Raw genomic sequence first — 18,322 nt, 5'->3', positions numbered from 1 at the left:
TCCACCCCACTGGCCCCTGGAACGCGCTGATCGGAGCGCGCCGATCGGATATCAGCCTCGGCGACGACGCGCGGCGGGCCGCCGGTCGCCACCATGGCCGGTATGAGCCTGACCGTCAGAGGGATCTCGTACGTCACGGGCGAGACGGGTGCCGACGCCGTACGCGCCGACATGCGCGCCATCCGCGACGAACTCCACTGCACCACCGTCATGCTCATCGGCACCGACGTGGCGGCGCAGGCCGAGGCCGCGCGGATCGCGCTCGACGCCGGGCTCGACGTCTATGTACGCCCCTACCTGGCCGACCGCCCCCGCGCCGAACTGCACGCCCACCTCGCCGAGACGGGCGCCGCCGCCGAGAAGCTGCGGGCCGCGTACCCGGGGCGGGTGACGCTGCTCGTGGGCACCGAGTTCTCCCTCACGCAGCGCGGGATGCTGCCGGGGCCGCGGCTGTTCGTGCGGCTCCAGGTGCTGGTGCGCTGGCGGCGGTTCTTCGACCGCCGGATCACCCGCAAGCTCCGCCCGCTCCTCGCCGACGCCCTCGCCACCGCGCGCGGCGTCTTCGACGGTCCCGTCACGTACGGGGCCGGCTACTGGGAGGACGTGGACTGGACCGGCTTCGACGTCGTCGGCGTCAACTACTACCGCATGGGCACCGACACGGCCGCCTACGAGCGCGGCCTCGACGCGCTGCGGCGCACGGCGGAGGAACAGGGCAAGCCGCTGGTGGTCACCGAGTTCGGCTGCGGGGCGCACGCGGGGGCGGAGCGGCGCGGGCCGGGGTCGTTCATGATCGTGCAGTGGTTCGCGGACAAGCCGAAGGTGCGAGAGGGGCACGTACGCGACGAGGGCACCCAGGCGGCGTACCTGACCGAACTCATCGACCTGTACGCCGAGCGCGGCGTGCACGGCTGTTTCGTCTACACCTTCGCCATGCGGGACTTCCCGCACACCCCGGACGACCCGCGGCACGACCTGGACATGGCCGGCTTCGGCGTGGTCCGGTTCGCGGAGGGCGAGACGGAGCGGTGGGAGAAAAAGGAGGCGTACGAGGCGGTGGGAGGCCGCTACGGGCGCGTCGGTACGGGGCGGGGCGGTAGCGAAGAAGGCGCGGACCGGCGGGGCCGGACGACTGACTGATGACGACTGACAGTCGACGGATGACAGCTGACAGTTAACGAAATCTGTCATCCGGCGCACCTCGGCCAGGGCCCTCGTGCTGCCCCCGCGGGGCGAGGCGGCGGGCCGCAATCCGTCGTGGGAATGGGCCGAAGGGCCTCGACCCGGGAGCGGTCGACTCCCTACCCTACTGGCCAGTTGTCACCGTGCCGGAGGATCTGATGGAGACGAAGCGCTGGGCGGCTCCCGTGCTCGCCGTCGTGCTGGTGGCCGTGGCCGTCGGCTGGGGCGCGGTGTCGCGGTCCGACGACGGGGGCACGGTGGACAGCGCCGTACGGAACCAGTCGCCCGACCGCTCCCACTACACCTCGCCCGACCCCGCCACGCCCGCCCCCGGCGGGTCCGCCCCCGGCGAGTCCGCCCCCGGCTCCTCCGGCGGCGACGCACCCCCGCGTACCCCGCAGGACGTGCTCTACCTCGGCGACTCCCTCGCCATGGAGGCCCAGGACGTCCTCGGCGCCCGGCTGGAGCGCTCCGCCCGCGTCGGCTCGTACACCAGCGAGCCCGTCGCCGGCGTGACCGTCTGCGACTACCTCCAGGGCCGTCCGGGCCGTTCCCTCGTCCCGTCGGAGGACAAGGCCGCCGCCCTGGTCAAGGAGCGCGAACCGGGCGTGATCGTGCTGCAGTTCTGGGGCAACACCTGGGGCTACACCCCCTGCATGGAGGGTGTCGAGTGGGGGACGTCCGCGTACTTCGAGCGCTACGCCGCCGACCTGCGCGCCCTCACCGGCCAGATCGCCGACGCCGCGCGCGCCGCCGACGTGCCGCGGCCCCGGATCGTATGGGTGCAGCAGCCGCCCGACGCGCTGCACCCGGACCGGATCGACCAGGTCAACGACCTCTACGAGCAGCAGGCCGCCGCCTCCGGCGACCTGCTTGCCGACGGCGGGCGCGAACTGCGCGACGGCGACGGGAAGTGGACGCAGTACCTCCCGTGCAACGACTACGAGCAGAGCACCGCCGGCTACTGCACCGGCCCCGGCGACACCGCCCAACTGCACCGCGACGACGACCCGTTGCACTTCTGCCTCGCGCCGACACCGGAGGGCGGGCAGCCGTGCCGGGCCACGTCCCCGGGCCTGGAGCGCTACACGCGGGCGGTCGCGGACGAGGTGGACGCCTACCTGCGCGGCTGACGCATCCGGGCGCCCACGTGCCCCGTACGCCCCCGGTGTCTCAGTCGGTCGTCGTCGGCTGCGGGCGCGGCCTGCGGACCAGGTACGCGGCGCCGAGCCCGGCGACGAACAGCGCCAGCACCGACACGCCCGTCGCCAGCCACCCCGCGCCCAGCCAGCGGCTGCCGAAGTACCCGAGCGTCACGCCGTACGCGGCCCACAGCAGCCCGGCGAGCGCGGACCACGGCAGGAACTCCCGCACCTGGCGGTGCATCGCACCCGCGCCGAGCATCACCACGCTGCGCCCCGCGGGCGCGAACCGGGCCAGGACGACGATCCCGCCGCCGCGCCGCCCGCTGAGGTGGTGGCCGAGGCGCTCCTGCGCGCGGACCAGGTAGCGGGAGTTGGCGAACTTCTCGCGGCCTCTGCTGGCCAGCCGGAACGCGAGCATGTCGCCGAGTACGGAGGCGGTGGCGGCGCAGAGCAGCAGTGCCAGCAGCTCGACGAGGTGGTCGGCGGCGGGCAGGGTGGCGCCGTTGCGTACGGCGTCGGCCGCGGTGGTGGTGCCGGCGGCGGCGGTGGCGGCCATTATGACGAGCGCGCCGCTGGGCAGGAGGGGGAGGAAGACGTCGAGGAGGACGGAGGTGGCGACGATCGCGTACATCCACGGGGTACCGCTCAGTGACCCCACAAACTCCACTGTTCCCCTGCTCCCCGTGTCCCGGTGGTCATCCGGTGGTCGTCTGCCGCGGACGAGAGCGCCGGGCGGGTCACAGCGTACGCCTGGCGCGTCGCCACAAATCGCACGGGGGGACCAGATGTAACCTGCATCACTCCTGAGCACCCGCTCACCTGCCGTCACGGCGGTACGGCACTCATACCGCACTCATACCGCACTCCCAGCGCACTCATGCGGCATCCGCGGCCCGTACCCGCGGCCGTCGCGTCGTACGGAGGCGCGTGCCGCGCGCCGCTCCTCAGGCGGGGGGCTTCGGCGGGGAGTCCCGGCCCGGCCGCCACTCCTCGACGGGTTCGCCGGGCGGTGCCTCGCCGTCGGAGCCGCACAGCTCCGCGGACAACTGCTCGACGAGTTCGCTGAGGTCCGTGGGCCGGTCGGGCGTCCACCAGTCGCCCAGCATCTCCGCCAGCGCCTCCTGCCGTGCGGCGGCGAGCCGCTTCGCGGCCCGGGTGCCTTCGTCGGTGCAGAGCAGCGGGAGCCCTTCGCGGCGGGTCAGGCCGTGTTCCTCCAGTTCCTGCGCGGCACCGAGGATCACTTCCAGCGGCAGCCCGGTGCGTTCTGCCAGTGCGACGGGTTCCACCGGGTGGGCCCGGTCGGCGGCATCGTGGCGCCGGACGCGCAGCAGCAGCCAGCTGGAGGCGGGGTGCAGGTCGAGGCCGGCGCGGCGGGTGATGTCCTCGTACAGCTCGCGGCGGCCTTCGCGGGTGCTGAGGGCGCTGAGTGCGCGGCAGACCTCGTCGCGGGGTGAGCGTTCGACGGGGTTGGTGGCGACGGTCTCGCTGCCGTCGGGGACGGTGACGGTGCCGCGCAGCGGGTCCTCGCGGAGGAAGAGCGCGATGACGAACGCGACGAGGGCGACGGGTGCGGCGTAGAGGAAGACGTCGGTGATGGAGGTGGAGTAGGCGTTCACCACCTCGGGTTGCAGGGACGCGGGCAGCCGGGCGATGGAGCGCGGGTCGGATTCCAGGGTGTCGGTGTCGAGTCCGGGCGGCAGGGGGACGCCGCTGAGTTCGGTGTCCAGTTTGTGGTGCAGCCGGCTGGTGAAGATCGTGCCGAAGACGGCGACGCCGAAGGACGCGCCGATGGAGCGGAAGAAGGTGGCGCCGGAGGTGGCGACGCCGAGGTCGCCGTAGGAGACGGCGTTCTGGACGGCGAGGACGAGGACCTGCATGACGAGGCCGAGGCCGAAGCCGAAGACGAAGAAGTAGGTGCCGAGTTCCCAGTTGCCGGTGTTCTGGTGGAGCCGGTGGAGCAGGAGGAGGCCGGCGGTGGTGACGGCGGTGCCGAGGACGGGGAAGACCTTCCAGCGGCCGGTGCGGCTGATGAGCTGCCCGGAGCCGGTGGAGGCGATGAGCATGCCGGCGACCATCGGGAGCATGTGGAGGCCGGAGGTGGTGGGGGAGACGCCGCGTACGACCTGGAGGAAGGTCGGCAGGTACGTCATCGCGCCGAACATGGCGAAGCCGACGACGAACCCGATGACGGAGCAGAGGGTGAAGGTGCGGATGCCGAAGAGCTTGAGGGGGATGACGGGTTCCGCGGCGCGGCGCTCGACCTGGACGAAGGCGGTGAGCAGGGCGACCGCCAGCAGCCCGGCGGCGGCGACCTGCCAGGAGCCCCAGTCCCAGGTGGTGCCGCCGAGGGAGGCGACGCCGACGAGGCAGATGGCGAAGGAGGCGATGAGGGCGGTGCCGAGGTAGTCGATGCGGTGTCTTGTGCCGCGGCGCGGGATGTGCAGGACGACGGCGATGACGATGAGGGCGGCCAGGCCGATGGGCAGGTTGATGTAGAAGACCCAGCGCCAGCTGAGGTGTTGGGTGAAGATGCCGCCGAGGAGGGGGCCGAGGACGCTGGTGGTGCCGAAGACGGCGCCGAAGAGGCCCTGGTAGCGGCCGCGTTCGCGGGGCGGCACGATGTCGCCGACGATGGCCATGGCCAGGGACATGAGTCCGCCGCCGCCGATGCCCTGGAGGGCGCGGAAGGCGATGAGCTGGCCCATGTCCTGCGCGATGCCGCAGAGCGCGGAGCCGATGAGGAAGATGACGATGGCGGTCTGGAAGAGCTTTTTCCGGCCGTACTGGTCGCCGAGTTTGCCCCAGAGCGGGGTGCCCGCGGTGGCGGCGAGGAGGTAGGCGGTGACGACCCAGGAGAGGTGGTCCAGGCCGCCGAGGTCGCTGACGATGGTGGGCAGGGCGGTGGCGACGATGGTCTGGTCGAGGGCGGCGAGGAGCATCCCGGACAGGAGGGCCGCCATGGACAGCAGGACGGTGCGGCGGGGGAGGCCCTGGCCGGGGACTTCGGCGGCGGGCGGGGCGGCGGCGTCCTGGGACATGCGCGGCTCCCCTCGGGTGGCTCGTCCGTGCGGCGGGTGGTGTTGAGTGGGGCTTGTGGGGCTTGTGGTGTCTGTGATGTGCGGATCGTTTGCCTCATAGTCGCCCGGATGGGCCGATACGGCCCGCCGGGGCGGTCCGCTCGGGCCGGATTGCGGCCGGGGTGCGGTGCGCGGGGTTCCGGGGGGTCTGCATAATCGCCTCCATCCCACAGGAGGGGGAGCACGGTGATACCTCGCGCATGCCGCACCTGCGGCGAGCCGCTCCAGGAGTCGGGCGGGCCGGGCTGCGGCTGCGGCACGGGCGGTGCGGGCGGTACGGGCGGTGCGGAGAGCGGTGCGCGGGAGAGGCCGCTGGTACGGCCGTACGTCATGAAGGCGCCGGGTCCTGTGGGGGGATGGGACGACGGGGAGGGCATCGGGCCGGGCGGTCCGCCGCCGCACGGGGCCGCGGGGCCGGACGGAGGGCCGCCGGATGCCGGGGGGCCGGGGCCTGACCCGGTGGCGTACGGCGTGACGGCGGGCGGGGCGAAGGGACCGGCACCGGGTACGCCCGCCTCCGTACCCGGAGCGCCGGCAGGCCCGGGCGGCCCGCTCCCCGGGAGCCCGCCCGCGGACGGCGCCCCCGCGGCGCCCTACGGCCCGATCGGCGCAGCGCCGGAAGGGCCCGCGGACGCCGACCTCGGCCTCTTCGCCGACGGACCCGCCGCGGCCCGCGGCGGGTCGCGGGACGTATACGACGACTACGACGCGGACGACGCGGACGGCCCCGGTGACCCGTATGGCCCCGGTGACCCGTACGGTGCGCGCCGCTCCCGCGGCCGGCTCGCCGCCCGGCGGCGCCGCCGGCTGACGCTCGTCCTGACGGTGGGCGGCGTCGTGGCCGCGCTCAGCGTCGGGCTCCTGGGCTCGGGGCTGTTCTCGGGCGACGGGGACGAGGACCGTGCCGTACCGAAGCCGGACACCATCACCGCCGTACCCACCGGCGGCGGTACGCGGCCCGGCCCCGACGACCCGCACAGCGGCGCACCGTCCGCCCCCGCCGACGGCGACGACGCGGCGGAGCCCAGCCCGACCGGCTCCGGGGCGACCGGCACGGAGGCGGGCGACCCGGACGGGGCGCCCACCGGGCGCACCGAGGCCGGCCAGGTCACCGCCGCCCCGCCCGACTCCGACACCGGCTCCGGCGCCGACCCCACCGCGCCCGGCGGCCCCACTCCGGGCACCACCCCCGACGACGGCGACACGCCGGCCCCGCCGCCGACGCTGCGCGAGGGCGACACGGGGCCGGAGGTCGCCGAGATGCAGAAGCGGCTCATCGAGGCCGACTACAACGTCCTGCGTGACACCGACGGTGAGTTCGACTTCTTCACCCGCCGGGCGGTCGAGCGCTTTCAGCGCGACAACGACATCGAGGGCGACGCGAGCGGCGTCTACGGTCCGGCGACGCGCCGGGCGCTGGAGTCGGTGACCAAGGAGCCGTGAGGCGCCTGCGGGTGCTCAGCCGCGGGCGGTGCGCAGGTGGATGCGTTCGCCCGACTTGCCGAAGAGGCTGAGCACTTCGACGGGGCCGCGGCCCGCGGCGCCGAACCAGTGGGGGATCTGGCAGTCGAACTCCGCGGCTTCGCCGGCGCCCATGACGAAGTCGCGGTCGGCGAGGCGTACGCGCAGCCGCCCGCGCAGCACGTAGAGCCACTCGTGGCCCGCGTGCGTCCGCAGGTGGGGTTCCTTGTCGTGGGCCGGGATGGTCATCTTGTACGCGCGCGGTTCGCCCTGCTGCCGCGACAGCGGGATCAGCACCCGCCCGTCGCGCGTGGTGGGCTGCTGCGGCACCCGGGGGTCGACGATGCGGGGCGCGGCGACGACCTCGTCGAGCGGGACGCCGAGGGCCGCGGTGACCGGCAGGAGCAACTCCAGGCTCGGCTTGCGCTGGCCCGACTCCAGCCGGGACAGGGTGCTGGTGGAGATGCCGGTGGTGCGCGCGAGGCCGGCGAGGCTGACGCCCTTGTTCTCCCGGATGCGGCGCAGCCGGGGGGCGATCTGGTCGATGACGGCGCCGACGCTGGGCTGGTCGTCCATGGGCGCAGTCAATCAACGCGTCCCGGAATCGGCAACGGAAGTTGCTGCTTTCGAACGCGGGGACGGACTCTGCCCGCGGAGGTGGTCGACATGCAGACGGGGAACGGCCCGACGCAGAAAGGCCTCGCGGGGGACGGCCCGACAAGGGGCGGCCCGGCGGGGGACGGTACGGCCGGGGGCGGCCCGGAGCCTGGGCGGAAGGGCGCGAGGCTGCCCGCGGGCGTGTACCTGCTGGCCTTCAGCCTGTTCGCCATGGGGACCGCGGAGTTCCTGCTCGCGGGGGTGCTGCCGGCGGTGGCCGGCGACCTGGACGTCCCGCTCTCCTCGGCGGGGTTCCTGATCACCGCGTTCGCCCTGGGGGTCGTGCTCGGCGGGCCGCCGTTCGCGGTGCTGAGCCTCCGCTGGCCGCGCCGTACGGCGCTGCTGGCGACGCAGGGCGTCTTCGCCGCGGGGATCGCCGTAGGGCTGCTGGGCGGCTACGAGGTCCTGCTGCTGACCCGGGTGGTCTCCGGCGTCGCGTACGCGGGCTTCTTCGCGGTGGCGTCGGTGACCGCGATCAGCCTGGTCCCCCGGGACCGTACCGCCCGCGCGTCGGGTGTCGTGGTCAGCGGGCTGAGCGTGGCGATGGTCGCCGGCGGTCCGGCGGGGACGCTGCTCGGCCACTTCGTCGACTGGCGGGGCGGCTTCTGGGCCGTCGTCGTCCTGACGCTGGCGGGGATGGCCGGCTGCTACGCCGGCATCCCCGCGGGCGCCGCCCGGGGGGATGCCGGCCGGGGGGCCGGGGGCGGGCGACCGGGCGTGGCGCGGGAACTCGCCGCGATGCGCGATCCGCGCCTGTGGGGCATCTATGCGATCACGGTCCTGACCACCGCCGCGTACATGATCACGTTCAACTATCTGGCGGCCATGCTCGCCGAGGTCACCGCGCTGCCCGAGGTGTGGATCCCCGCCGTCCTGGCCCTCTTCGGCGTCGGCGCGTTCCTCGGCCTGTCCGTCGGCGGGCGCCTCTCGGACGGGCGTCCGCACGCCGTGCTGCTGGCCGGTTCGGCCGGCCTCGTGCTGCTGTCGCTGGTGATGGCGGTCGCGATCCGCCACGCCTGGGCGGTGGTGCCCGCGGTGTTCGTGCTGGGAGTCGCGGCGTTCGTCGTCAATCCCGCCGTCTACGGCCGGGTCTTCGCGATCGCGGCGAACGCGCCGACGCTCGCGGGGGCGACCACGGTCTCGGCCTTCCAACTGGGCATCAGCGGCACGCCGGTCCTGGCGGCGGCGGCGCTCACGCGGGGTGCGGGCCTGGCGTCGGTGTGCCTGATCGGGGCGGTGCTGGCGGTGTGCGCGATCCCCTTCATCCTGGCGGACCGCGCGAGTGCGGGGCGCGTACGCGACGGGGCGGGCGACCAGGGGGCCGGCGGCTAGCCGGGCGGGCGGGTGCGGCGGTGCGCACGGTACGGAGTGAGTCCTCACTCATTGACGGAGTGAGGACTCACTCCGTACGCTCGTGCCATGGCTGAACCCAAGGAGAACAAGACCGTTCGCCGCCGCGCCCCCGGCATGTCGCCGGAGCAGCGCCGCGCGATGATCATCCAGACCGCGATCCCGCTGGTCGCCGAGTTCGGCGCCGCGGTGACCACCGCGAAGGTCGCCCGCGCCGCGGGCATCGGGGAGGGCACGATCTTCCGGGTCTTCGCCGACAAGGACGAGCTGCTGCAGGCCTGCCTGGCCGAGGCGCTCTCCCCCGAGCACGCGGTCCGCGAACTCGGCGCGATCGACGTGTCCCAGCCGCTGCCCGACCGGCTCGCCGAGGCCGCCGAGGCGCTCCAGGCGCACCTGGCGCGGATGGGCGCGATCGCCGGCTCCCTGCTCGCCTCCGGGCACCGCGGCGGCAAGCACCCCGGCACGGTGCGCGGCGCGGGCCGCGACGAGTCGACGACCCGTATCCGCGCGGCCCTCGCGGATCTGCTGGAGCCGGACAGGGCCGCCCTGCGCAGGCCGCCGGAGCAGGTCGCGGCCCTTTTCTTCGGCCTGCTGTTCACCCAGCCGCACCTGGAGGACGAGCCGGAGCTGAGCACGGGGGAGCTGGTGGAGGTCTTCCTGCACGGCGCGCTCGCGGGCGGCGCGGCGTGAGTACGCGCAGGCGGCGCCCGGCCGTTGCGGGGCTGACGGTCCTGGCGCCCCTCGCGGTGTGGCTGGTCGCGGACCCGCTGCTGGGGCACCGGCAGCGGATCGTCGACGGCGACGAGACGCTCGGCATCGGTGCGGTGGCGGTGGTGCTGGTCGCGCTGCCGGCCGCGCTCGGCGCCTGGGGGCTGCTGGCTGCGCTGGAGCGTTTCGGGGTACGCCGTGCCCGTACGGTCTGGACCGCGGCGGCCGCCGCGGTCCTGGCGCTGTCCGCCCTGCCGCTGACCGGCGGCGGCATGACCGGGGGCACCCGCACGGTGCTGGCCCTGATGCACCTGTCGGTGGCCGCGGTCCTGATCCCGGGCCTGCGCTCGACCGCGGCCCCGGCGCCGCCGCAGCGGCTCCCCGCCGCGTTCGCGGGAAAGTCCCGCCGGGGCCGTCGCCGCTCCGTTGACCTGAAGTCCAGCTGAGCTTCTAGGCTCTGCTACGCCGATGTCGACGTAGCGGAGAGGAACGGCCATGAGGACGCTGGTGCTGGGAAGGTCGCCCGACAGAGTGGCGGCCGTGCTGGCCACGCTGCGCGCGGACGGCTTCGACGCGGAGGGGGCGAGCACCGACGACGAGGCCAGGGCGATGCTGGCGGGCGACGGGTTCGGGGTGCTGATCATCGGCGGGGGCGTGGAGCCGGACTCCCGCGCGGCGCTCAAGGAGTTCGCGGCGGAGCACCGGGTGCGGCGCGTCGTCGACGGGGCGCTGTCGGCGCCGTTCGACGCGTACGTGCGGCGGGAGTTCGAGCCGGTGATCCGGGAGGTCGCCGCCGCGGGGTGACCGGGCCGCGGCGCCGCCCGCGAGGCGGTCCCGGGCGGCGGGCGGCGGCGTTCTCCCGGGGGAGGACTTCGGGGGCGTCAGGCGCGTTCGTACGCGGTGCCGGACTCGTTCCTGCGCAGCAGGCCCTCGTCGACCAGGGCGCGGCGCAGGCTCACCCAGTCGTCCAGCCATTCGCCGCAGACCGCGTTGACCTTCGCCTCGGAGTACGTGGTGCCCGCGTCGAACGAGTCCGCCACCACCGCCAGCACCCGGGCCCGCACCTCCGCGTTGCCGGGGATCGACGTCAGCCGGCCGCGGCGGAAGTAGCCGCCCGCGCCGTCGCCGCCGCCCCGGCCGGAGAGCCTGACCTCGGCCTGGACGGCGAGCCGGAAGGTGTCGTCGCGGAGCGTGTACGCGCCGGTGCCGGCGTCGAGTTCGGCGATCCCGCCGGCGGTGAGCCTGCGGAGCGCCGCGGCGGCGGCCGGGGGGCGGAGCCCGGTGCGTTCGGCGACGCCGGCCACCGAGGTCGCGCCGAGGGCGAGCGCGGCGTAGGCGGCGCGGCGGTCGGGCTGGGCGAGGAGGCCGACGAGGTCGCGGCAGGAGGGCTGGTGGTCCTCGGCGGGGGCCGTGTCCATGGCTGTCCGTTCAGTTGTGGTGCGGTCGTCTGTGGTGCGGTCGTCGTCCCGTATACGTAACGCGGTCCCGGGCTGCCGCGGAAGTCGTTTTCCGCGGCGTCATGCGGGCCCGGGGCCGATCGGCGTCAGCACCCCGAGCCGGTCCTCGACCGCCTGGGCCGCCTCCAGGCACAGGTCCTCCCGGAACGGCCGCCCCACGATCTGCACTCCCACGGGCAGGCCGTCCACGACACCCGTCGGTACGGCCACGCCCGGCACCCCCGCGAAGCTCGTCGCGCTGCACAGCCGCATCGCCGCGGCGACCCGGTCCCGGCCCGCCCGGTCGCGGGACTCCAGTCCCGGCTCGACGGGCGGCTCGGTGAACGACGGGCCCAGCAACAGCGGGTAGGTGTCGAGGAATTCGGCCCACGAGCGGCGCACGGACAGCCATGTGCCCATCAGCCGCACCAGTTCGTCCGCGGTCGCGGGCGCGGTCTCCTCCATCGCCATCGCGATGTAGCGGTCGCCGCCCTCGCCGAGCAGCGTGCGCACCGCGGGCCAGGTGGGGGCGAACTCGGTGACGGTCAGCCGCCCGTACGCCTCCAGCGCCTCGTCCAGCCGCGGCACGTCCGCCACCTCGCGCACCGCGTAGCCCGCGTCGCGGAGCGCGTCGGCCGCGGTGTCGACGGCCCGGCGGATCGCGGGGTGGACGCCGTGGCCGCCGGGGTCCGCCACGACCGCGACCGGCAGCGGTCCGGGGAGCGCCTCGCCGTACGGCGGCACCGGTACGGCCCGGGGGTCGCGCGGATCTGTCCCGGCCAGCGCCTCGTACGCCAGCCGCAGGTCGGCCACCGTCCGGGCCAGCGGTCCTTCCGTGACGAGCAACTGGGACGCCGGGCCCGGGTCGTCGGGGCCCAGGACGCGGTGGTCCGCCGGGAACCGGCCGGTGGACGGCTTCAGCCCGGCCACCCCGCAGAACTGGGCCGGGACGCGCACCGAGCCCCCGGCGTCGCTGCCGAGCCCCAGCGCCGCCATGCCCGTGGCCACGGCGACCGCGTCGCCGCCGCTGGAGCCGCCCGGGGTGCGGCCGCTGTCCCACGGGTTGACGGTGTCGCCGAAGAGTTCGCTGCGCGTGTGCATCCCCGCCAGGATCAGGGTGGGGACGTTGCCGTGTCCGATCGGGACGGCCCCGGCGGCGCGCAGCCGCGCCACCGGAAGCGCGTCGGCCGCCGCCACGAGATCGCGGAAGCGCGTCACGCCGAACGTGGTCGGCACCCCCTCGACGGGCGTGCTCTCCTTCACCGTGAACGGCACGCCCGCCAGCGGCCCCAGCGCCTCGCCGGCGGAGCGCCTGCGGTCCGTCCGTGCCGCGGCCTCGTGTGCGTGCTCCGCGAGGAGCTGGGTGACCGCGTTCACCTTCGGGTTGACCTCGGCGATGCGGTCGAGGTGGCTGCCGACCAGCTCGACGGCCGAGACGTGGCCACCGCGTACGGCTTCCGCCTGTTCGGCGGCCGTCATCCTCCACAGGTCGTCCGACATGGTCCCTCTTCCTCCCCGACGTTCCGATGCGCTCGCATCGGAACGGTCACCGTACCCTGGATCCGATACGTGTGCATCGAATAAGGAGGCGGCCGGAAGCATGCCCAGACAGGTGGACCACGCGGGCCGGCGCCGCACCATCGCCGAGGCCGTCTGCCGCCTCGCCGACGAACGCGGCCTGGAGGGCGTGACCCTGCGCGACGTCGCCGCCCGCGCGGAGGTGTCCATGGGTGCCGTCCAGCGGTGCTTCCGCACCAAGGAGGAGATGCTGGTGTTCGCGCTCGGCTACGTGGGCGAGCGGGTCGGCGAGCGCGTGCGGGCCCGCCTCGTGCGGAGCCCCGCCCAGTCGGCGGGTACCGCGCTGGGGCACGCCGCCGCCGAGGTGTCGCTGCTCGGGGACGAGTACCGTGCCGAGGCCAGGGTCTGGCTCGCCTTCGTCGCGCAGGCCGCCGTCAGCGACGCGCTCGCCGGGACGCTGCGGGCGAACTACGCCGGCCTGCACGAGGTGTTCGTCCGCCTCCTCGCGGAAGCCGCCGAGGACGCCGGACGGGAGGCGCCCCTCGACGCGCAGCGCGAGGCCCGTACGCTCCTCGCCCTCGCGGACGGCCTCACCGTGCACGTCCTCGTCGGCCATCTCGCCCCGCACGAGGCGTACGACGTCCTGCACGCGCACCTGGCCGGCCTTTGGGAGTGAGCCGGCTCATACCGCCCTTGGCGTGCGGTGGAACCTTTTGTATCGTGGAGAAACAAACACCGTTCTCCACCCCTGGGGGTTACGTATGGGCAGGCCCACGGACATAGGTGCCTTCAAGGCGCTGCTCCTCGACATGGACGGCACGCTCCTCAACTCCGACGCCGTCGTCGAGCGCATCTGGCGCCGCTGGGCCACCGAGAACGGCAAGGACGCCGAGGAGATCCTGCGCCACGCCCACGGGCGGCAGGCGCACGCCACCATGGCGCACCTCTTCCCCGAGCGGCCCGTCGAACAGAACCTCGCCGACAACGCGCGCATGCTCGCCTGGGAGACCGCCGACACCGACGGCATCGTCCCCGTGCCCGGTGCGCCGGAGTTCCTGGCGGCCCTGGCCGGGCTGCCGCACGCGCTCGTCACGTCCGCCGACCGCGCGCTGTCGCAGGCCCGGATGGCCGCCGCCGGGCTGCCGGTGCCCGCGATCGCCGTCACGGCCGAGTGCGTGAGCGCCAGCAAGCCGGACCCGGAGGGGTTCCTCAAGGGCGCCGCCGACCTGGGGTTCGCGCCCGCCGACTGCGTCGTCTTCGAGGACGCGGCGGCGGGTATCGCGGCGGCGCGGGCGGCCGGGATGCGGGTCGTGGGCGTCGGCCCGCGGGCGGCGGGGGAGGGGCCGGACCTGCACGTGGAGTCGCTGGCGGGGGTACGGATCCGGCCGCTGGGCGGCGGCGCGCTGCAACTGGCGCTCGCGTAGCCGGAGGAGCGCGCGGCCGGGGCCGACCGCCGCCGGGGCTCCGGCCGGCCGCCGCCGGGGGCCGGGGCGGCGGTCCCGTACCGCCCGGGGTCCGCATACGGCACTGTGCGCCTGCGCCGGCCGGAACGTCAGTGCCGCGGCCTACCCTTGGGCGGGTGTGCGGGGGAGGGCGCCTCAGCCCCTGATCGCCTCGTAGATGCTGAAGCCCGCCAGCACCAGCATGACTCCCGCAGCCACCTTCGTGATCAGCTTCAGCGGCACGTAGCGCATCAGCGTCCGGCCGCCCAGGATCCCGATCGCCGCCACCGCCCACAGCGCGAGCACCGCGCCGATGCCGACCGACAGCCAGTCGTCGTAGCGCGCGGCGAGGTTGGCGGTCATGATCTGCGTCAGGTCGCCGAACTCGGCGACCAGGATCAGCATGAAGCCCGCCCCCGCCACCTTCAGGAAGCTCTGGTCGGCGGGGGCCTTGACCTCCTCCTCGTCGTCGTCCTTCTTCAGCAGCAGGACCAGCGCGCCCGCCAGGAACAGCGCGCCGACGATCGCCTGCACCGGCCGCTGCGGGAGCTGCGCGAGCAGGCTGCCGGCGGCGATGGCGAGGCTGACGTGGACGACGAAGGCGGCGGCGACGCCGGCGAAGACGTAGGAAGGGCGGTAGCGGGTACCGAGCATGAGGCCGGCGAGCGCGGTCTTGTCGGGGAGTTCGGCGAGGAAGACGACGCCGAAGACGATCGCGACGGTGCTGATGCTGAGCAAGGTTCCTACTCTCGGTCGGGCGCCGTACCGAGAGGGTATGCGGTGGGCAGACCTCGGCACGGCAGCGTCACAGGACACTGCGGCCGAAGGTCTCGCCGGCGCGGACTTCCCGCGGCCCTGCGGGCCGTGCGGTTCCGCGCTCCGGGCGCCGGCCCAGCGGGCTGGGCAGTATGTCGACGACACCGGCTGAGGGCTACTCCCCTTCAGACGTCCCCGAGTGTAGGCGATGCACCCGGCCGCGGGCGACCAGCTCCAGCACCACCGCGACCGCCACCGCCTGCACCGCCATCAGCGCGACCAGCACGAAAAGCTGCACCGCACCTGCCTCCACCGGCGACGCGCCGCCCAGCAGCATGCCGACGTACGCGCCGGGGAGTGTGACGAGGCCCACGGTGCGGGTCTGGTCGAGGCCGGGGATCAGGGCGTCGGAGGCGGCCGGGCGGGCGATCTCCAACCGCGCCTCGCGGTCCGGCAGGCCGAGCGCGAGGCCCGCCTCCACCTCGCCGTGCCGGGCTGCCAGCTCGTCGAGCGCGCGGCGCCCGGCCAGTACGGTGCCGGTCAGCGCGCCGCCGATGAGGATGCCGCTGACCGGGATGAGGGCGATGTCGTCGACCGCGACGAGGCCGGTGAGCAGCAGCACGGCGATGACCGGGGCGACCCCGGCGGCGATGGGGGCGGCGGCCCAGCGCCAGGTGCGGTTGTGGGTGATGCGGCGGCCCGCGGTCCGGGCGGCGACGGCGAACATCAGCGCCACGAAGGTCAGGAGCAGGGGCACGGCGCGGACGACGTAGCCGATGACGAGGGAGACGGCGGCGAGTTGGGCGGCGGCGCGCAGCCCGGCGGTGGCGATGGCGCGCGCGTGTGGTGAGCCCCCGAGGGTTTTCCGGCCCTTCCCGCCCCCTTCGCCCGTGCCGCCGCGGGCGGGCTTTCCGGTCTGCCGGTGCTCCTGCCCCTCGCCGAGCCGGGCCACCGCGGCGACGCTGACCGCGGCGGCCAACAGGGCCGTGAGCACGGCCGCGAGGGTGATGTTGACGGGCAGCACCACCCGAGCGTAGTCGGGTTGCGGGGAGGCGGCGCCGGGGGCGCGGGAGGACAAACCCGCGACGCGGTCTTGCGGGTGACATGGCCATGTCCTCAAGGTGTTACCTGGCGACTGCAGAAACGACACTTCGCATCGCCAGCATCACGTGCACGTGCACAACACCCCCCATAGATCCGGGAGTTCGTATGTCCGGTATTTCTCTGCCGCCGCTGTCGCGGCTCAAGGTCTACGCGCGTCACCTCGCCGCGCCGCTCGCGGCCGCGGCCCTGCTGCTGACCGCGGCACCCAACGCCCAGGCCGAACCGCCCGCCCCGCCGAGCCCCGACACCGCGCTCGGCTACCTCGCCGAGGTCACCACCGCGCCCGAAGGCTCCTCCGACGGCTACGACCGCGACCTGTTCCCGCACTGGAGCACCCAGTCCGGGGCCTGCAACACCCGCGAGGTCGTCCTCCAGCGGGACGGCGAGAACGTCGAGCAGGACGCCAGCTGCGCCGCGGTCAGCGGTTCGTGGTACTCCCCGTACGACGGCGAGACCTGGACCGCCTCCTCCGACGTCGACATCGACCACATGGTGCCGCTGGCCGAGGCCTGGCGCTCCGGCGCCAGCGGATGGAGCACCGGCGACCGCGAGAAGTTCGCCAACGACCTCGACATCGCCCAGCTGCTCGCGGTGACCGACAACGTCAACCAGTCCAAGGGAGACAAGGACCCGGCGGAGTGGATGCCGCCGTCGACCGAGTACCACTGCACCTACGCGAGCATGTGGGTGTGGGTCAAGCACACGTACGACCTGACCGCCGACGAGGCGGAGAAGTCGGCACTGGAGTCCGTCCTCTCCGGCTGCTGACGGCCTGACGGCCTGACGGCCTGTGGGCCGCCGGACCCCCGGGCCCGGCGGCCCACGGCGGCCCACGGCGGCCCACGGCGGCCCCACGGCACGCGGTGCGCGGCGCGGAACTCCCGTGCCGCGCACCGCGGTTCGGGTGTCGCCGACCGGGCGCCGCGGCCCCGCCCGCAGCGCCGCGGGCAGCCGCCCGACGCCAACCCCCGTGTTTGCCGCGGGCGATACGGGCTAGCCGCCTTCTATGACTGTGTGGCTGATCATCATCGTGGTCGTGGCCGTCGCCGCAGCAGCGGCCCTGATAGTCATGGGCAACCGCGGAGACCTCCTCGGCCTCCGCCTGCCAGGCGGTACGCGAGGACTGCGGCGGCGCTTCGGACCGGAGTACGACCGTACGGTCGAGCGCCACGACGGCGACCGCGGGGCCGCCGAGAAGGAGCTGGCCGAGCGCGTCCGCAAGTACGGCAAACTGCGGACCGCAGGCCTCGACCCCGCGGCCCGCGAGCGCTACGACGCCGAATGGAGCCTGGTCCAGGAGCACTTCGTCGACTCGCCCACCCGCGCAGCCGCCGAGGCCGACCGGCTCATCGCGCGGCTCGCCGCCGACTGCGGCTACCCCGCCGAGGAGTACGACGAACGGGTCGCCGCCCTCTCCGTCCACCACCCGCGGCGCGTCGGCGACTACCGGCGGCTGCACCGGCTGGCCCAGACCGGGCCCGGCGGCGCGGGCGCGGAGCCGCCCACCGAGGAGGCCCGCACGGCGCTGCTCCGCACCCGGGAGCTGTACACGGAACTGGCCGGCCGGCCCGCCCCCTCCGGCGCACTGCCGAAGGCGCCGGCGGCGGAGGACCCGGAGACCGCGAAGGCCGCGCCCGCCACCCGTGCGGGCGGCGGCGGGCGCCGGCTGGCCGAGCGCGTACACGCGCCGTGGGCGGCGCGCCGCGGCGACGGCCGGGACGGGAGCGGATCGTGACGGGCGCGCGGGAACGCGACGCGGCCGAGGACCGGCGGACCGGCGGCGCCGGGGTCCGCGAGCGGGACGACGTCGAAGCGGCGGCGGAGGCCCGGGAGCCGGCCCGCACCGAGCCGTCCGGCGCCCCGGTGCCGGCGAAAGCCCGCCCGGCGCAGGGTGGCCCCACGGCGACCGATCCCGTAGCGACCGCCGGGGCGGTGGCCGCCGACCCGGTGGCGGTCGCCGACCCCGTGGCCCCCGCCCCCGGAACCCCGGCGTCCCCGGCGTCCGGTCCGGTGCCGTCCGCGGACGACGACTCCGGCGGTACGGCCCGACCGCTGCTGGCGCGGGCCGAACGGGACGAGTTGGGCGACCGGCTGCACCGGGCCACGGGCCGCTTCGTGGACGACCCGCCGGGTGCCGTCGACGACGCCTGCGCCGTCCTCGGGGACCTCGGCGAGCGGGTCGCCGCGCTCCTCGCGGAGCGCCGCGGCACCTGCCGCGACCTGAGCCGCCGCGCCCGCGGCGCCGAGGGTGCCGAGAACGCGGAGACCGAGCGCCTGCGCCTCGCGCTCCGCGACTACCGCGACCTCGCGGAGCGGCTGCTGAAGTTGTAGCTCTGCCGCGGGCCCTGCGCCCACAAGGCCGCCCCCTAGGTGCCTGTGGGGAGTCGCGATCAAGGTGTCGGTTGGAGGCTGTGAAGCCAGATGACGGTGCCGCGGAGGTGGAGGGCGGCGAGGTAGCTGTCCGGTGTCTTGTCGCATGTCGAGGC

General features: G+C 74.8%; 19 protein-coding genes. 12 read left to right on the top strand and 7 right to left on the bottom strand.

The window, feature by feature from the left end:
- Positions 1 to 102: 102 nt before the first annotated feature.
- Together LG396_RS28805 and LG396_RS28800 are read left to right on the top strand one after the other, a co-directional pair.
- Positions 103 to 1,140, top strand: a complete 1,038-nt coding sequence (locus tag LG396_RS28805) for a glycoside hydrolase family 113 protein (protein ID WP_225797007.1) — start codon at positions 103 to 105, stop codon at positions 1,138 to 1,140.
- Between the two features lie 200 nt (positions 1,141 to 1,340).
- Positions 1,341 to 2,315 (top strand): SGNH/GDSL hydrolase family protein, encoded by a 975-nt coding sequence (locus tag LG396_RS28800; RefSeq protein WP_225797006.1) that lies wholly within the window; start codon positions 1,341 to 1,343, stop codon positions 2,313 to 2,315.
- Positions 2,316 to 2,355: 40 nt separating this feature from the next.
- Here the strand turns inward: LG396_RS28800 and LG396_RS28795 are convergent, their stop codons facing one another.
- Together LG396_RS28795 and LG396_RS28790 are read right to left on the bottom strand one after the other, a co-directional pair.
- Entirely contained in the window at positions 2,356 to 2,958 is a 603-nt protein-coding gene (locus LG396_RS28795; RefSeq protein ID WP_018839035.1) for a DedA family protein, read from the bottom strand.
- 313 nt (positions 2,959 to 3,271) lie between these two features.
- Complete coding sequence (locus LG396_RS28790) at positions 3,272 to 5,365, bottom strand: MDR family MFS transporter (protein ID WP_225797005.1); 2,094 nt, start codon at positions 5,363 to 5,365, stop codon at positions 3,272 to 3,274.
- A gap of 225 nt (positions 5,366 to 5,590) precedes the next feature.
- On the opposite strand from LG396_RS28790, the gene LG396_RS28785 reads away from it, so the two are divergent.
- Positions 5,591 to 6,847 carry a peptidoglycan-binding protein gene (locus LG396_RS28785; protein ID WP_225797004.1) on the top strand — a complete coding sequence of 419 codons (1,257 nt, stop codon included), beginning with the start codon at positions 5,591 to 5,593 and terminating at the stop codon, positions 6,845 to 6,847.
- Between the two features lie 15 nt (positions 6,848 to 6,862).
- Here the strand turns inward: LG396_RS28785 and LG396_RS28780 are convergent, their stop codons facing one another.
- On the bottom strand, positions 6,863 to 7,441 hold the full coding sequence (locus LG396_RS28780; RefSeq protein ID WP_018839038.1) for a helix-turn-helix domain-containing protein: 579 nt from the start codon (positions 7,439 to 7,441) through the stop codon (positions 6,863 to 6,865).
- 90 nt (positions 7,442 to 7,531) lie between these two features.
- On the opposite strand from LG396_RS28780, the gene LG396_RS28775 reads away from it, so the two are divergent.
- From LG396_RS28775 to LG396_RS28760, 4 genes are all read left to right on the top strand, one after another.
- Entirely contained in the window at positions 7,532 to 8,854 is a 1,323-nt protein-coding gene (locus tag LG396_RS28775) for an MFS transporter (RefSeq protein ID WP_225797003.1), read from the top strand.
- An 87-nt stretch (positions 8,855 to 8,941) separates the two neighbouring features.
- On the top strand, positions 8,942 to 9,562 hold the full coding sequence (locus LG396_RS28770) for a TetR/AcrR family transcriptional regulator (RefSeq protein WP_225797002.1): 621 nt from the start codon (positions 8,942 to 8,944) through the stop codon (positions 9,560 to 9,562).
- The gene (locus tag LG396_RS28765) at positions 9,559 to 10,026 is read left to right on the top strand and encodes a DUF6069 family protein (RefSeq protein ID WP_225797001.1); all 468 of its coding nucleotides are present in this window, start codon (positions 9,559 to 9,561) and stop codon (positions 10,024 to 10,026) included. The genes LG396_RS28770 and LG396_RS28765 overlap by 4 nt, the downstream gene beginning before the upstream one ends.
- 49 nt (positions 10,027 to 10,075) lie before the next feature.
- Complete coding sequence (locus LG396_RS28760) at positions 10,076 to 10,384, top strand: hypothetical protein (RefSeq protein WP_018839043.1); 309 nt, start codon at positions 10,076 to 10,078, stop codon at positions 10,382 to 10,384.
- 77 nt (positions 10,385 to 10,461) lie between these two features.
- On the opposite strand, the gene LG396_RS28755 is transcribed toward LG396_RS28760, so the two are convergent.
- Both LG396_RS28755 and LG396_RS28750 read right to left on the bottom strand, forming a co-directional pair.
- Positions 10,462 to 10,998, bottom strand: a complete 537-nt coding sequence (locus LG396_RS28755) for a DUF2087 domain-containing protein (protein WP_225797000.1) — start codon at positions 10,996 to 10,998, stop codon at positions 10,462 to 10,464.
- A gap of 99 nt (positions 10,999 to 11,097) precedes the next feature.
- Positions 11,098 to 12,516: an amidase gene (locus LG396_RS28750; RefSeq protein ID WP_225796999.1), complete on the bottom strand. Its 1,419-nt coding sequence runs from the start codon at positions 12,514 to 12,516 to the stop codon at positions 11,098 to 11,100.
- 100 nt (positions 12,517 to 12,616) lie between these two features.
- Here LG396_RS28750 and LG396_RS28745 point away from each other — a divergent pair, with 100 nt between their 5' ends.
- Both LG396_RS28745 and LG396_RS28740 read left to right on the top strand, forming a co-directional pair.
- Positions 12,617 to 13,210: a TetR/AcrR family transcriptional regulator gene (locus LG396_RS28745; protein ID WP_225796998.1), complete on the top strand. Its 594-nt coding sequence runs from the start codon at positions 12,617 to 12,619 to the stop codon at positions 13,208 to 13,210.
- Between the two features lie 85 nt (positions 13,211 to 13,295).
- A complete protein-coding gene (locus tag LG396_RS28740; RefSeq protein ID WP_225796997.1) occupies positions 13,296 to 13,958 on the top strand; it encodes an HAD-IA family hydrolase in 663 nt (220 codons plus the stop codon).
- A 174-nt stretch (positions 13,959 to 14,132) separates the two neighbouring features.
- Here the strand turns inward: LG396_RS28740 and LG396_RS28735 are convergent, their stop codons facing one another.
- Positions 14,133 to 14,714 carry a TMEM165/GDT1 family protein gene (locus LG396_RS28735; protein ID WP_027768003.1) on the bottom strand — a complete coding sequence of 194 codons (582 nt, stop codon included), beginning with the start codon at positions 14,712 to 14,714 and terminating at the stop codon, positions 14,133 to 14,135.
- A 193-nt stretch (positions 14,715 to 14,907) separates the two neighbouring features.
- Positions 14,908 to 15,759, bottom strand: coding sequence for an ABC transporter permease (locus LG396_RS28730; protein WP_225797068.1), 852 nt, complete (start codon positions 15,757 to 15,759; stop codon positions 14,908 to 14,910).
- Between the two features lie 182 nt (positions 15,760 to 15,941).
- Here LG396_RS28730 and LG396_RS28725 point away from each other — a divergent pair, with 182 nt between their 5' ends.
- The 3 genes from LG396_RS28725 to LG396_RS28715 all read left to right on the top strand — a co-directional run bounded on the left by LG396_RS28725 (position 15,942) and on the right by LG396_RS28715 (position 18,167).
- Complete coding sequence (locus LG396_RS28725) at positions 15,942 to 16,604, top strand: HNH endonuclease family protein (RefSeq protein ID WP_037749510.1); 663 nt, start codon at positions 15,942 to 15,944, stop codon at positions 16,602 to 16,604.
- A 244-nt stretch (positions 16,605 to 16,848) separates the two neighbouring features.
- Positions 16,849 to 17,571: a hypothetical protein gene (locus LG396_RS28720; protein WP_372483580.1), complete on the top strand. Its 723-nt coding sequence runs from the start codon at positions 16,849 to 16,851 to the stop codon at positions 17,569 to 17,571.
- Positions 17,568 to 18,167 (top strand): hypothetical protein, encoded by a 600-nt coding sequence (locus LG396_RS28715; RefSeq protein WP_225796995.1) that lies wholly within the window; start codon positions 17,568 to 17,570, stop codon positions 18,165 to 18,167. Before LG396_RS28720 ends, LG396_RS28715 begins: the two co-directional genes overlap by 4 nt.
- Positions 18,168 to 18,322: the final 155 nt, after the last annotated feature.

Source organism: Streptomyces aculeolatus (genome assembly GCF_020400605.1).
Taxonomy (GTDB): domain Bacteria; phylum Actinomycetota; class Actinomycetes; order Streptomycetales; family Streptomycetaceae; genus Streptomyces; species Streptomyces aculeolatus.
The sequence above is the reverse complement of the archived record's forward strand: the minus strand, read 5'-3'. Positions and strand labels throughout refer to the sequence as shown.

What these genes read in the sequence shown, in the direction of transcription:
- LG396_RS28805 (WP_225797007.1), top strand. Translation starts at nt 103, where the DNA reads ATGAGCCTGACCGTCAGAGGGATCTCGTACGTCACGGGCGAGACGGGT.
- LG396_RS28760 (WP_018839043.1), top strand. Translation starts at nt 10,076, where the DNA reads ATGAGGACGCTGGTGCTGGGAAGGTCGCCCGACAGAGTGGCGGCCGTG.
- LG396_RS28755 (WP_225797000.1), bottom strand. Translation starts at nt 10,998, where the DNA reads ATGGACACGGCCCCCGCCGAGGACCACCAGCCCTCCTGCCGCGACCTC.
- LG396_RS28770 (WP_225797002.1), top strand. Translation starts at nt 8,942, where the DNA reads ATGGCTGAACCCAAGGAGAACAAGACCGTTCGCCGCCGCGCCCCCGGC.
- LG396_RS28795 (WP_018839035.1), bottom strand. Translation starts at nt 2,958, where the DNA reads ATGTACGCGATCGTCGCCACCTCCGTCCTCCTCGACGTCTTCCTCCCC.
- LG396_RS28725 (WP_037749510.1), top strand. Translation starts at nt 15,942, where the DNA reads ATGTCCGGTATTTCTCTGCCGCCGCTGTCGCGGCTCAAGGTCTACGCG.
- LG396_RS28790 (WP_225797005.1), bottom strand. Translation starts at nt 5,365, where the DNA reads ATGTCCCAGGACGCCGCCGCCCCGCCCGCCGCCGAAGTCCCCGGCCAG.
- LG396_RS28800 (WP_225797006.1), top strand. Translation starts at nt 1,341, where the DNA reads ATGGAGACGAAGCGCTGGGCGGCTCCCGTGCTCGCCGTCGTGCTGGTG.
- LG396_RS28780 (WP_018839038.1), bottom strand. Translation starts at nt 7,441, where the DNA reads ATGGACGACCAGCCCAGCGTCGGCGCCGTCATCGACCAGATCGCCCCC.
- LG396_RS28750 (WP_225796999.1), bottom strand. Translation starts at nt 12,516, where the DNA reads ATGTCGGACGACCTGTGGAGGATGACGGCCGCCGAACAGGCGGAAGCC.
- LG396_RS28740 (WP_225796997.1), top strand. Translation starts at nt 13,296, where the DNA reads ATGGGCAGGCCCACGGACATAGGTGCCTTCAAGGCGCTGCTCCTCGAC.
- LG396_RS28745 (WP_225796998.1), top strand. Translation starts at nt 12,617, where the DNA reads ATGCCCAGACAGGTGGACCACGCGGGCCGGCGCCGCACCATCGCCGAG.
- LG396_RS28775 (WP_225797003.1), top strand. Translation starts at nt 7,532, where the DNA reads ATGCAGACGGGGAACGGCCCGACGCAGAAAGGCCTCGCGGGGGACGGC.